Below are 13,837 nucleotides of genomic sequence, written 5' to 3'. Positions count from 1 at the left end.
TTATTATATTTGAATATAAAAATATACTTTGAAAAGCACATTAAAGTTTAAATATTAAAATTATCATTCCTTTGAAAATAAGGAAGCTAATTAAAAGTAGTTACTAAATATGAAATTATTAGAAGGAAAAACAGCCATAATAACAGGAGCGAGTAGAGGAATAGGAAAAGGAATTGCTCAAGTTTTTGCACAACAAGGTGCAAATGTGGCATTTACGTATAGCTCTTCTGTAGAAGCAGCTAATGCATTAGAAAAAGAATTAAACACTTTTGGCATTAAAGCTAAAGGATATAAAAGTAATGCTGCAAATTTTGAAGAATCTCAAAAACTTGCTGAAGAAGTAGTTAAAGAATTTGGAAGTATAGATGTTCTTATTAATAATGCAGGAATTACTAAAGACAATCTTTTAATGCGTATTAGTGAAGAAGATTTTGATAAGGTTATAGAAGTAAACCTAAAATCGGTATTTAATATGACTAAAGCTGTACAGCGTACCATGCTTAAACAACGTAAAGGCTCTATTATTAATATGAGTTCTGTGGTTGGTGTTAAAGGAAATGCTGGACAAACCAATTATGCCGCTTCAAAAGCAGGAATTATTGGTTTTTCAAAATCTGTAGCTTTAGAACTTGGTTCTAGAAACATTAGAAGCAATGTGATTGCTCCAGGTTTTATTGAAACCGAAATGACAGCAAAATTAGATGAAGACACTGTTAAAGGTTGGCGAGATGCAATCCCTTTAAAACGTGGTGGTACACCAGAAGATATCGCTAATGTTTGTGTTTTTCTAGCAAGCGATATGTCTGCTTACGTTACAGGACAAACCATAAACGTAGATGGAGGAATGCTAACCTAATAAATTAGAAAATGTCATTCTGAGCTTGTCGAAGAATCTTTTATGCAAACAGAAACAATTTTATACATTATACTATCTGGAATTATAGCGCTATTACTAGCGCTTTTTCAGTATAAGGTAAAAGCGAAAAAAACAAGTAAAAACAATATGCTTTATGCATTTTTGCGGTTTATTTCTGTTTTTTTACTTTTATTATTACTAATCAATCCTAAGTTTGAAAAAGTAAACTACTATACCGAAAAACCTAATTTAGTAGTCGCAATTGATAATTCTGCATCTGTTGTGCATTTAAATAAGGAAGATAATGTGCAGCAACTCGTTGCATCTATTAAAAGTAATACAGCATTAAGCGAAAAGTTTAATCTGGATTTTTTCTCCTTCGGAAACCATATAGAACCATTAGACTCTTTAGGTTTTGTAGAAAAACAAACGAATATAGATAAGGCTTTTAAAGAATTTTCGCAAATCTATAAAAACACAACTTCTCCAATACTTTTAATAACAGATGGAAATCAAACCTATGGAAACGACTATGTTTTTTCAGCTGAAAAAGTAAAACAACCAATTTTACCTGTTATCCTTGGAGATACAATTACATATACCGATTTAAAAATCCAGCAACTTAATGTAAACAAGTATGCTTTTTTAAAAAATAAATTCCCAGTAGAGGTTATTATTTCTTTCAATGGCCATAATAATATAGATTCAAAATTTGTAGTTACATCTGGTAAATCTACAGTGTATTCGCAAAACCTAAGCTTCAATAAAACATCAAATTCAAAAATTTTAAACTTTACTTTGCCTGCTAATCGAGTAGGAGTACAATTGTATAAAGCGCAAATTCTTCCAATAGAAAACGAAAAAAACACCATTAATAATTATAAGAATTTTGCAGTAGAAGTGATCGATCAGAAAACAAATGTTGCTATTATTAGCGATATTATGCATCCAGATTTAGGAACTTTTAAAAAGAGCATAGAAAGTAACGAGCAACGAGAGGTGTCTATAGTGTCTCCAAATGATTATTTATCGCAAAAAAATGATTATCAATTAGTTATACTGTATCAGCCAAATAATAACTTTAAATTAGTTTTTGAAAGTTTAAAACAAAACAGTGCGAATACGTTTTTAGTTTTAGGAACAAAAACCGACTATACTTTTATAAACGCAATTCAAAGTGATTTTAAACAGGATGTTGTAAAACAAACCGAAGAATACCAACCAGATTTAAACACCAATTATAATACATTTATTATTGACGATTTAGATTTTCAATCTTTTCCTCCTTTACAATCTTCTTTTGGTAATGCTACTTTTTCTATTCCAATGGAGACTATGTTAAATAAAAAAGTAGGAAGTCTAGAAACCCAAGAACCTTTGCTTGCAACTTTTGAGACAAATAGTAGGAGAGAAGCTGTTCTTTTTGGCGAAAATATCTGGAAATGGCGAGCACAAAGCTATTTAAACAATAATACCTTTAATCGTTTTGATAATTTTATGGGTAAGATTATTCAGTATTTAGCTTCTAATAAAAGAAAAAACAGATTAAATGTAGATTTCGAGTCTTTTTATCAAGGAAACTCAAATGTTATTGTAAAGGCACAATTTTTCAATAAAAACTATGAATTTGATGCAAAAGAAGCACTAAATATTTTTATAAAAAATAAAACATCACAAACAACTAATACCTTTCCTTTAATTTTAAAAGGAAATAATTATCAAGTAGATTTAAGTAATTTACCTGCTGGAGATTATAGCTTTACTGTAAAAGCAACTAACGAAAACATATCGAAATCAGGTACTTTTCAAATTTTAGAATATAATATTGAACAACAATTTTTAAATGCTAATGTCGTAAAGCTTCAACAAGTAGCTAAAAATACAAAGGCAAATAGTTACTTTATTGCAAATACCAATACGTTGATTACAGATTTATTAAATGATGAACGCTTTGCTACAATACAGAAAAGCAGTAAAAATGTTGTACCTTTAATCGATTTTAAATACCTACTAGTTTTACTAATTTTAAGTTTAGCTTTAGAGTGGTTTTTAAGAAAATATAACGGATTAATATAAAAAACAAACATGGATAAATTACCTAAAATTGCAATGCCTTTTATTATAGGGCTCGTATTACTAATTATTTTAATATCTAAATCAGCCGTAACTATTGGTCCTGGAGAAGGAGGTGTTTTATTTGAACGTTTTGGAGATGGTATTAACACCGAACGTACTTATGGAGAAGGGTTTCATATTGTTGCACCGTGGAATGATATGTTAGTACACAGAGTGCGTCAACAATCTGTTTCCGATGAAATGAATGTGCTTTCCGTTAACGGATTAGAAGTAAAAGTAAACGGAACAATATGGTATGAACCAGAATTTTCAAACCTTGGGAAACTAATAAAAACAAAAGGGGCAGATTACGAAAGAGAATTACTTGATCCTGCTGTAAATGCTGCAGCAAGAAGTGTTGTTGGGCGTTATACACCAGAACAATTATATTCCAGTAAAAGAGATGTTATTGAACAAGAAATCTTAGAAGAAGTAACTACTTTACTAGATGGTCAATTTTTAACAGTTAAAAGAGTTTTAGTAGAAGATGTGAAATTACCAATTACTATTAAAGAAGCTATTGAACGTAAATTAAAACAAGAACAAGAATCTTTAGAATATGAATTTAGATTAGTTACAGCAGAAAAAGAGGCTCAAAAAGTAATTATTGACGCTAAAGGTAAAGCTGAATCTAATCGTATTTTAAGTGCATCGTTAACCGACAAAATTCTTCAAGATAAAGGTATTGAAGCTACAGTTAAGTTATCAGAATCTCCTAATAGCAAAGTGATCGTTATTGGTTCTGGAGACTCAGGAATGCCTATTATACTTGGTAATCAATAAAAATATCACAAAAGGTTTGGATTTGTAATTATATTTTACAAATATTTGTACAGACAAAAAAAGAACATGAATTTTATTCAATTACATCATCATCATTTTACTACTGGCAATCAAGCGAGCTAAAAATGTATTGAATAAAACCAACATATTTTAAAAACCGTTTGAGTAGATCAAACGGTTTTTTTTATTTCCAATCGATTTACTCCAACAAAATTAGATAACTAATTAAAAAAACATCCACTTTTGTGGGCAAACAGTATGAGTAAATTAAGAATTGCAATTCAAAAATCAGGTAGACTTAACGAAGATTCCCTTAAACTTTTAAAAGATATTGGCGTTTCTATTGATAATGGAAAAGATCAACTTAAGGCTTCTGCTAGAAACTTTCCTTTAGAAGTGTTTTATTTAAGAAATGGAGATATTCCTCAATACTTAAAAGATGGTATTGTAGATGCTGCTATTATTGGTGAAAACGTACTAATTGAAAAAGGAGAAGACATTCCTGTAGTAGAAAAATTAGGGTTTTCTAAATGCAAAGTATCTATTGCTATACCTAAATCTGCTTCTTACACATCTATTCAAGATCTAGAAGGCAAACGCATAGCGACATCGTATCCAAATACGGTAAATCAATTTTTAAAGAAAAATAATGTAGATGCACAATTACACATAATTAATGGTTCTGTTGAAATTGCTCCTAATATAGGCTTAGCAGATGCTATTGTAGATATTGTTTCTAGCGGAAGCACTTTGTTTAAAAACGGATTGAAAGAGGTTGAAGTACTTCTTAAATCGGAAGCAGTTCTTGCAGTTTCTCCTTTAATTTCAGACGAAAATAAAAGCATTTTAAATAAAATTCAATTTCGATTGCAAGCTGTTTTAAAAGGAAGAGAAAATAAATACGTGCTATTAAATGCACCAAATGATAAAGTTGAAGAAATTAAAAATATTCTTCCAGGAATGAAAAGTCCTACCATTCTTCCTTTGGCAGAATCTGGGTGGAGTTCTATTCATTCTGTAATTAATAAGAATGATTTCTGGGAAATTATTGACGAATTAAAAGCTAAAGGCGCACAAGGTATTTTAGTTTGCCCAATAGAAAACATGGTAATATAAGTATCTTAATTAATACTATTTTTTTAAGTTGAAACAATGAAAATAATAGAAAACCCAAATAAAAAAGATTGGCAAGACATTCAAGAAAGGCCAACACAAAAGGTAAGTGATATTGAGGCTACAGTAACCGAAATATTTAACGATATCTCTAAAAATGGAGATACAGCAATTGCTAAGTATACAAATAAATTTGATGGTGTAGCCATAGAAAATATTTTGGTTTCTACTACAGAAATAGAAGAAGCATCTAATAAAGTACCAAAACATTTAAAGGAAGCAATTAATAAAGCAAAAGCAAATATTAAAAAGTTTCATACTGCACAAAAAACCAATAAAGTTGAAGTAGAAACTACAGAAGGAGTAAGCTGTTGGCAAGAAAAACGTGCCATTCAAAAAATAGGTTTATATATACCAGGAGGTACTGCACCTTTATTTTCTACTGTTTTAATGCTTGCTGTTCCTGCACAAATTGCAGGTTGTAAAGAAATTGTTCTATGTACACCTCCAAATAAAGAAGGTAAAATAGCAAACGAAATTTTATATACAGCACAACTTTGTGGTGTAACTAAAATCTTTAAAGTAGGAGGTATTCAGGCTATTGCAGGATTCACTTTTGGTACAGAAAGTATTCCTAAAGTGTATAAAATTTTCGGACCAGGAAATCAATTCGTAACGGTAGCAAAACAATTGGCTACAAAATACGGAACAGCAATCGATATGCCTGCTGGACCAAGTGAACTGTTAGTTATGGCAGATGCATCTGCAAATGCTGCTTATGTGGCTTCCGATTTGTTAAGTCAGGCTGAGCATGGTACTGATAGTCAGGTTATTTTAGTGTCAGATACTAAATCAATGATTACAGATGTTACTAATGAAATTGAAAAACAACTTCAGGAATTACCAAGAAAAGAAATAGCAACTCAGGCATTACAAAACGCTAAAGCTATTTTACTAGAAGAAGCAGAGGATGCTTTAGATTTTGTAAATGAATATGCAGCAGAACACCTTATAATTGCGACAAAAAATAACAGTTTTTTTGTAGATAATATAACAAACGCTGGTTCTGTTTTTATTGGTAATTACACACCAGAAAGTGCAGGGGATTATGCTTCAGGAACCAACCATACTTTGCCTACAAATGGTTTTAGTAAAGCATATTCTGGAGTGAATTTAGATAGCTTTTTAAAAAGTATTACTTTTCAAAAAATTACAAAAAGAGGATTATTAAATATTGGTAATACGATTGAATTAATGGCTGAAGCCGAAGGATTAGATGCACATAAAAACGCAGTATCTATTCGTTTAAAAGATTTAAAATAAGAGTTTTTGTTACCTCGAGAAAAGTAAAGAGGTCTCCATATAAAGAAAACATGAAACAAAATTTCAACATAAATAACATTACTAGAGAAACGATTAAGTCTCTAGAACCATACTCTTCTGCAAGGGATGAGTATACAGCTTCTAGTCAAGAAATGGTTTTTCTAGATGCGAATGAAAATCCTTTTAGTACAAACGTAAATCGATATCCAGATCCACAGCAAAACCTTGTGAAACAGGAATTATCTAAAATAAATAACATATCGGTTGCTAATATTCTCTTAGGTAACGGAAGCGATGAAGTGTTAGATTTAATTTTTAGAGCCTTCTGTGAGCCTAATCAAGATAACGTTATAACATTACCGCCAACCTACGGAATGTATAGTGTTTTAGCCAATATTAATGCGATACAAAACAATAAAATAGCATTAACTAAGGAGTTTCAACCCGCAGTAAATCAGGTTTTAGAAACAGCTAACACCAAGAGTAAAATCTTGTTTTTATGTTCACCAAATAATCCAACAGGAAATAGTTTCAACACTTCAGAAGTGGAAACATTATTAAATAATTTCCCTGGATTGGTAGTTATTGATGAAGCATATATTGACTTTTCTGAAAACATTAGTTGGATGCAAAGACTTGCAGAGTTTCCTAATTTAATTATTACACAAACCTTGTCTAAAGCTTATGGTATGGCAGGAATTCGTTTAGGTGTTTGTTACGCTTCCGCGGAAATAATAGCCATTCTTAACAAAATAAAACCACCTTATAATGTTAATGCATTAACGCAACAAAAAGCATTAAGTCGTTTGCAAAATATGGAAGCGGTTACCTCAGAAATTAACAATATAAAAGAACAACGAAGTCTTTTAATTTCTGCGCTTAAAGACGTTTCATATATTTCAAAAATATATCCATCAGATGCTAATTTTTTATTACTTAAAGTAGATGATGCTAACCAAAGATACCAGCAATTAATAGATAAAAACATTGTAATTAGAAATAGAAGCAATCAAGTATTATGCGAAGATTGTTTGCGTATTACTGTTGGTACAGCGCAAGAAAACCAAACACTAATTCAAGCATTAAAAAGTTTATAATGAAAAAGAGAGTATTATTTATAGATCGTGACGGGACAATTATAAAAGAGCCTGCAGATGAACAAATTGATAGTTTTGAAAAACTAGAATTCTACCCAAAAGTATTTCAATATTTAAGTAAAATTGCTAAAGAATTAGATTTTGAAATCGTGATGATTACCAACCAAGATGGTTTAGGTACAGAAGTGTATCCAGAAGATACGTTCTGGCCAGTTCATGAGTTTATTCTTAAAACTTTTGCAGCAGAAGGTATTGTTTTTAATGAGCAATTTATAGATAGAACCTTTGCAAAAGATAATGCACCAACACGTAAACCTAATACAGGATTGCTTACAAAGTATTTTTCTGAAGATTATGATTTAGCGAATTCTTTTGTTATTGGTGATCGCTTAACAGATATTGAACTTGCTAAAAACTTAGGGGCTAAAGGAATTTTCATTAATGATGAAACTAACTTGGGAACCGATGAAATTACTGTAAAAAGAGAATCTTTAGATGCTTTTATAGCTCTAGAAAGTAATGATTGGGAAGCTATTTATGCTTTATTAAAAACGGATGCTAGAACAGGAAGCATTACTAGAAATACCAACGAAACTAAAATACAAATCGATCTTAATTTAGATGGTACTGGAAAAAGCAATATTGACACAGGAATTGCTTTTTTCGATCACATGTTAGACCAAATTTCGCGTCACGGACAATTAGATTTAAATATTACAGTAAAAGGGGATTTAGAAGTAGATGAGCACCATACTATTGAAGATACAGCAATTGCTTTAGGGGAACTTTTTGCAACTACTTTAGGTAATAAATTAGGTATAGAACGTTATGGTTTTTGTTTACCAATGGATGACTGCTTAGCACAAGTAGCAATTGATTTTGGTGGAAGAAACTGGTTGGTTTGGGAAGCAGATTTTAAACGGGAAATGATTGGTAAAATGCCAACCGAAATGTTTATGCATTTCTTCAAGTCTTTTACAGATGGCGCAAAATGCAACTTAAATATTAAAGCAGAAGGTACCAATGAGCATCATAAAATTGAAGCCATTTTTAAAGCTTTTGCAAAAGCAATAAAAGTAGCCGTAAAACGCGATGTGGAAAAAATGATTTTACCAAGCACTAAAGGAATGCTTTAAAAAGTAAAAGCCAAAAAAATGAAAATTGTAATTATAGATTATGGAGCAGGAAACATCAAAAGCATACAATTTGCTTTTAAGCGTTTAGGCTATGATGCTATTCTATCTAATAATCCCGAAGAAATAAAAGCCGCAGACAAGGTTATTTTTCCTGGAGTAGGTGAAGCAAGTAGTGCTATGCAAATGCTTAAAGAAAGTACTTTAGATGCTTTAATACCTACATTAACACAACCTGTTTTAGGGATTTGTTTAGGTATGCAATTACTTTGTAAAGCTACAGAAGAAGGTAATACCACAGGTTTAGGTATTTTTGATGTACAGGTAAAACGCTTTGAAAACACAGTCAAAGTACCACAAATGGGATGGAATACGATTTCCGATTTAAAATCGGATTTATTTAAAGGAATTAAAAACCAAGAGTTCATGTATCTTGTTCATAGTTATTATGCAGAAAACTGCAATGAAGCTATTGCAACAACAAACTATGGTCTTGCTTATGCATCTGCATTACAAAAAGATAATTTTTATGGTGTGCAATTTCATCCAGAAAAAAGTAGCATAGCAGGAGAAGAAATTTTAAAGAATTTCTTGAATCTATAAAGAAAGATAAATATCAACTTGAGGGCAGTCGAAAGGCTACATTACAAATAAAAGTTTAACTAAAAATAGATTTCCACTTTCGTGGAAAATGAATATGAGAATAATACCAGCAATAGATATCATTGAAGGAAAATGTGTCCGTCTTACCAAAGGGGATTATAATACCAAGAAAATATACAATGAAAACCCGTTAGAAGTAGCCAAACAATTTGAAGCAGCAGGAATTCAATATTTGCATTTAGTCGATTTAGATGGTGCAAAAGCGAAGCATATTGTAAACTATAAGGTGTTAGAGCAAATTGCATCAAAAACTAACCTTAAAATTGATTTTGGTGGTGGTTTAAAAGCGGATCAAGATTTACATATTGCTTTCAATTCTGGAGCAAGACAAATAACAGGTGGAAGTATAGCAGTACAAGATACAGATACTTTTAATGGTTGGATAACGAAATATGGTGCTCAAAAAATTATTTTAGGGGCAGATTGTCGAAACGAAAAAATAGCGATTAGTGGCTGGACCGAAGAAAGCAATTTAGAAGTAATTCCTTTTATAAAAGAATATCAGAAAAAAAGTATACAATATGTAATTTGTACAGATATTGCTAAAGATGGTATGTTAGAAGGCCCTTCGATAGAATTATATAAAAATATTTTATCTAGTTCAGATAGCGCTATTAAACTAATAGCTTCTGGAGGAGTAACATCTTTAGAGGATATTAATGTATTAGAAAAAATAGGTTGCGAAGGTGTAATTATTGGCAAAGCATTATACGAAGGAAATATCAAATTATCCGATTTAGAAATACAGTAACAATATGCTTACAAAAAGAATTATTCCATGTTTAGATATTAAAGATGGTAGAACAGTAAAAGGAATAAATTTTAAAGGATTACGTGACGCAGGAGATCCTGTAGAATTAGCAAAACAATATGCTTTAAAAGGAGCAGATGAGTTAGTTTTTTTAGATATTTCGGCAACTTTAGAAGGAAGAAAAACCATGTTAGATATGGTCCTAAAAGTAGCTGAACATGTAAATATTCCGTTTACTGTTGGCGGAGGGATTTCTTCTATTGCAGATGTCGATGCGCTTTTAAAATGTGGAGCAGATAAGGTTTCTGTTAATTCATCTGCAATTAAACGTCCAGAGTTAATAAACGAGTTGGCTAACAAATTTGGAAGTCAATGCGTAACTGTTGCTATTGATGCAAAACAGATTAATGAAGATTGGATTGTACATGTAGCAGGAGGAAGTATTCCTACTAAATTAGACTTGTTTTCTTGGGCAAAAGAAGCAGAAAAACGTGGTGCAGGTGAGATACTTTTTACTTCTATGAATAATGATGGAACTAAAGATGGTTTTGCAAATGATGCGTTAGCGAAGCTTTCTAGAGAATTAAATATACCCATAATCGCTTCAGGAGGAGCAGGAAATATACAGCATTTTGTAGATGCTTTTCAAAAAGGAAATGCAGATGCAGCTTTAGCAGCTAGTGTGTTTCATTTTGCAGAAATTGAAATAAAAGATTTAAAACAAGATTTAAAAGCTAATAAAATAGCAGTAAGATTGTAATAGGCATTTTATTTTGTAAAAAGTGATTTTATAATAAGTACCATAGTGTTTAAATAAAAGGAATAAGTTACCGTATTTCGGAAATGAAAATAATAAGTTTCAATGAATATAGATTTTAATAAAAATAACGACGGATTAGTACCAGCAATCATTCAAGATGCAACAACAAAAAATGTTTTAATGTTAGGGTATATGAATGCAGAAGCTTTGGAGAAAACAAAAGAAACAAACAAGATTACTTTTTTTAGTAGAACCAAACAACGCCTTTGGACAAAAGGCGAGGAGAGTGGTAATTTTTTAAATCTAGTAGATTTGAAACTAGATTGTGATAACGATACGTTACTCATTCAGGTAAACCCTATAGGTCCAACCTGTCATACAGGATCTGGTACGTGTTGGAATCAAGAAAATCAAGATGATTTCGCATTTATTTCTAAACTAGAAAACACTATCGAAAGTAGAGTAAATGATGGCAATTCAGAAAAATCTTATGTTGCTTCCTTATTTGCTTCTGGTATTAATAAAGTAGCACAAAAAGTAGGAGAAGAAGCTGTTGAAGTGGTTATTGAAGCTATGGATAATAACGATGATTTATTCCTTAATGAAAGTGCAGATTTACTGTTTCATTACTTAATGCTTCTTCAAGCTAAAGGGTTTAAACTAAAGGATATTGTTTCCGTTTTAAAATCTAGAGAAAAATAACAGTAGTAAAAAAGGCATCTATTCTTTAGATGCCTTTTTTGTTAGTTAGTTAAATAGTGGTTGTTTAAGAAATCCATTCTTTCTTGGTTGCATGCTTAGCTAGCCAAAGAAGTGCAATTGCAACAATTATAATCATTGGCGTCATTGCATTTGCCATTTGTAAAGAAAAGGCTACATAACTCATTTGAATAATTGCTGCTATTGCTCCAATTAAGAAAATAATGTATGCCCATTTTTTTCTTAATAATAAAGTAATACAACCTAAAGTGCCTGCAAAAACAGCAATAGCAAATACTGCAGTATACCAAGCAGGTAAATTTTCATACATGCTACGTTCGGTTTCTGTTAAGGCAGCACGCGTTTCTTCATCCATGTATGCTTGTGCTAAATAAGCACCAACACCTAATAGGTTCCAAATAAGCGCAATAACACTTACAATCCAAAACCAAATAGGTGGTTTACTGGTCGTTGTTTCGTTCATAATTTTAAGTTTTAGTTAGTTATTAGAATTACAATTTATAAAAATTTTGCTAGATGCAATAAAATTAGGTTACTTGCTAACTCTAAGATATTTTAAAAGATGTTTAATAAACGTTATTATTATTTAATAAAAGTGCAATATTTAGGCTATCGTTTTCATGGTTGGCAAAAACAACCAAATTTAAAAACGGTGCATTTAATGATAGATAGAACCTTTAAATTTATTTTAAATGGTGCAAAGTTTAAAACTTTAGCTTCAGGTAGAACAGATGCTATGGTTTCTGCTAATGCTTCTGCTTTCGAGTTGTTTCTTTATGAACCTATTGAAGATTTAGATGCTTTCTTGGCACTTTTTAATCATAACTTACCTCAAGATATTCGTGCTCTAGCTATAGAAGAAGTAGATGCAAAGTTTAATATTATTCAGCATTCAAAAATTAAAGAATACTTGTATTTATTTACGCATAGTGAAAAATGTCATCCGTTTTGTGCTCCAATTTTAACGACTATTTTAGAGGAACTAGATATTGAAATCATGAAAGAAGGAGCAAAGCTCTTTCAAGGAACTCATAATTTTAAAACCTACTGTTATCGTGCTACAGAAGAAGGTTTATATACTAGAGAAATAACAACTTGTGAATTAGTAGAAAACACGATTTTTAGTGCCAATTTTTTTCCAGAAAAAACATTTATGCTTCGTGTAAAAGGAAAAGGTTTTGGTAGAAATCAAATACGTTTAATGATGGGAGCTTTAATAAAATTAGGTAGAGGAGATATTACTTTAGCCTATATTAAAAATACGTTACTACCAGAAAGCACAGAAGTTATGGATTATATTGCACCAGCTTCTGGTTTGGTATTAAATAACATAGAATTTGAATAATCTTTAGTATTTTTAAGAATAACAAAATAGTATATGGCGCAGAAAAATCGTAAAAATAAAAGAAAAAAATCTTACAAAGCTGTAAATACAGCACCTGGAACTGTATCGTATACTGGTAGTAAACAAACTTTAGAAACTACTATAGATATTGTTAATTATAATAAAGAAGCTTGTGATTTTAAATCTTCGCAAAATATTGAAGATGCTTTTCATTTTAAGGGACAAGAACACGTTACTTGGATTAACCTAAATGGTTTAAATAATACTACAGAGATAGAAAAATTAGGAGCGCACTATAATTTGCATCCTTTGGTTTTAGAAGATATTGTAACCACAAACCAAAGAGCAAAGCTAGAAGAATATGAAGATTATCTTTTTATAGTTTTTAAAATGCTACACTTTAAAAACGAAGATGAGATTGTTTATGAGCATATGAGTATGGTAGTTGGAGAAAACTATGTACTTACTTTTCAAGAAGCTGATGGTGATGTTTTTGATGAGTTAAGAGATCGAATTAAAAATGCAAAAGGTAGAGTTAGAAATGCAAAAGCAGATTATTTAATGTACACCATTTTAGATGCTGTTGTAGATAACTATTTTACGGTTATTGAAGCTGAAGGCGATAAAATTGAAGATTTAGAGGAAACTCTTTTTATTGAAGAATCTAATACAAATACAACCACAACAAGTATACAAGACCAAAAAAGAGAAATTTTAAAAATACGAAGAACCGTTTTTCCATTTCGAGAAGTAGTTAATAAATTGGAAAAATCTGAAATCGAATTTATTGAAGATAAAACCAAAAACTATCTTCGTAACCTATACGATCACATGATACAGGTTAACGAAAGTATAGATCTATATCGTGAAATGATTTGGGGACTAATGGATTTATATATGACCAATATTAGTAATAAAATGAATGAGGTTATGAAAGTACTAACCATTATTGCTACTATATTTATTCCACTTACATTTATTGCAGGTATTTATGGTATGAATTTTACCAATATGCCAGAACTTAATAGTCCGTATGGATATTATATTGTTTGGGCTGTAATGCTAATAATACTCATAATTATGTTAATTTATTTTAGAAGAAAGAAGTGGCTTTAACATAATTTATGTTAAAAAAAACTTAAGACCGTTAAAGAGTGTTAAAGGACTTGACAAAACTC

The 13,837-nt window shown here is 30.8% G+C and carries 14 protein-coding genes; 13 read left to right on the top strand and 1 reads right to left on the bottom strand.

The features are described 5' to 3' along the window. Nucleotides 1–109 precede the first annotated feature (109 nt). From fabG to hisIE, 11 genes are all read left to right on the top strand, one after another. The gene (fabG, locus tag Q4512_RS07465; protein WP_303423539.1) at nucleotides 110–856 is read left to right on the top strand and encodes a 3-oxoacyl-[acyl-carrier-protein] reductase; all 747 of its coding nucleotides are present in this window, start codon (nucleotides 110–112) and stop codon (nucleotides 854–856) included. Nucleotides 857–898: 42 nt separating this feature from the next. Next, nucleotides 899–2,932 (top strand): VWA domain-containing protein, encoded by a 2,034-nt coding sequence (locus Q4512_RS07460; RefSeq protein ID WP_303423537.1) that lies wholly within the window; start codon nucleotides 899–901, stop codon nucleotides 2,930–2,932. 9 nt (nucleotides 2,933–2,941) lie between these two features. After that, nucleotides 2,942–3,754 (top strand): prohibitin family protein, encoded by an 813-nt coding sequence (locus Q4512_RS07455; RefSeq protein ID WP_303423535.1) that lies wholly within the window; start codon nucleotides 2,942–2,944, stop codon nucleotides 3,752–3,754. Between the two features lie 258 nt (nucleotides 3,755–4,012). After that, on the top strand, nucleotides 4,013–4,870 hold the full coding sequence (gene hisG / locus Q4512_RS07450) for an ATP phosphoribosyltransferase (RefSeq protein WP_303423533.1): 858 nt from the start codon (nucleotides 4,013–4,015) through the stop codon (nucleotides 4,868–4,870). 36 nt (nucleotides 4,871–4,906) lie between these two features. Beyond that, nucleotides 4,907–6,190: a histidinol dehydrogenase gene (gene hisD, locus Q4512_RS07445; protein WP_303423531.1), complete on the top strand. Its 1,284-nt coding sequence runs from the start codon at nucleotides 4,907–4,909 to the stop codon at nucleotides 6,188–6,190. Nucleotides 6,191–6,240: 50 nt separating this feature from the next. Then, nucleotides 6,241–7,287, top strand: coding sequence for a histidinol-phosphate transaminase (hisC, locus tag Q4512_RS07440; RefSeq protein ID WP_303423529.1), 1,047 nt, complete (start codon nucleotides 6,241–6,243; stop codon nucleotides 7,285–7,287). After that, entirely contained in the window at nucleotides 7,287–8,423 is a 1,137-nt protein-coding gene (gene hisB, locus Q4512_RS07435) for a bifunctional histidinol-phosphatase/imidazoleglycerol-phosphate dehydratase HisB (RefSeq protein WP_303423527.1), read from the top strand. Before hisC ends, hisB begins: the two co-directional genes overlap by 1 nt. A gap of 18 nt (nucleotides 8,424–8,441) precedes the next feature. Beyond that, nucleotides 8,442–9,023: an imidazole glycerol phosphate synthase subunit HisH gene (gene hisH, locus Q4512_RS07430; protein WP_303423525.1), complete on the top strand. Its 582-nt coding sequence runs from the start codon at nucleotides 8,442–8,444 to the stop codon at nucleotides 9,021–9,023. 94 nt (nucleotides 9,024–9,117) lie between these two features. Further along, a complete protein-coding gene (gene hisA / locus Q4512_RS07425) occupies nucleotides 9,118–9,834 on the top strand; it encodes a 1-(5-phosphoribosyl)-5-[(5-phosphoribosylamino)methylideneamino]imidazole-4-carboxamide isomerase (protein WP_303423523.1) in 717 nt (238 codons plus the stop codon). Nucleotides 9,835–9,838: 4 nt separating this feature from the next. Next, nucleotides 9,839–10,594 carry an imidazole glycerol phosphate synthase subunit HisF gene (gene hisF / locus Q4512_RS07420; protein ID WP_303423521.1) on the top strand — a complete coding sequence of 252 codons (756 nt, stop codon included), beginning with the start codon at nucleotides 9,839–9,841 and terminating at the stop codon, nucleotides 10,592–10,594. 102 nt (nucleotides 10,595–10,696) lie between these two features. Then, a complete protein-coding gene (hisIE, locus tag Q4512_RS07415) occupies nucleotides 10,697–11,296 on the top strand; it encodes a bifunctional phosphoribosyl-AMP cyclohydrolase/phosphoribosyl-ATP diphosphatase HisIE (RefSeq protein ID WP_303423519.1) in 600 nt (199 codons plus the stop codon). Between the two features lie 64 nt (nucleotides 11,297–11,360). Here the strand turns inward: hisIE and Q4512_RS07410 are convergent, their stop codons facing one another. Then, a complete protein-coding gene (locus Q4512_RS07410) occupies nucleotides 11,361–11,777 on the bottom strand; it encodes a hypothetical protein (protein ID WP_303423517.1) in 417 nt (138 codons plus the stop codon). A 99-nt stretch (nucleotides 11,778–11,876) separates the two neighbouring features. Here Q4512_RS07410 and Q4512_RS07405 point away from each other — a divergent pair, with 99 nt between their 5' ends. Both Q4512_RS07405 and corA read left to right on the top strand, forming a co-directional pair. Then, a complete protein-coding gene (locus Q4512_RS07405; protein ID WP_303423515.1) occupies nucleotides 11,877–12,659 on the top strand; it encodes a tRNA pseudouridine(38-40) synthase TruA in 783 nt (260 codons plus the stop codon). Between the two features lie 33 nt (nucleotides 12,660–12,692). Beyond that, on the top strand, nucleotides 12,693–13,775 hold the full coding sequence (gene corA / locus Q4512_RS07400) for a magnesium/cobalt transporter CorA (protein ID WP_303423513.1): 1,083 nt from the start codon (nucleotides 12,693–12,695) through the stop codon (nucleotides 13,773–13,775). The last annotated feature ends 62 nt before the right edge of the window (nucleotides 13,776–13,837 follow it).

Source organism: Oceanihabitans sp. 2_MG-2023 (assembly GCF_030547245.1).
Taxonomy (GTDB): Bacteria; Bacteroidota; Bacteroidia; order Flavobacteriales; family Flavobacteriaceae; genus Oceanihabitans.
Note: the sequence above shows the minus strand (reverse complement) of the source record. Positions and strands in the feature narration are given on the sequence as shown.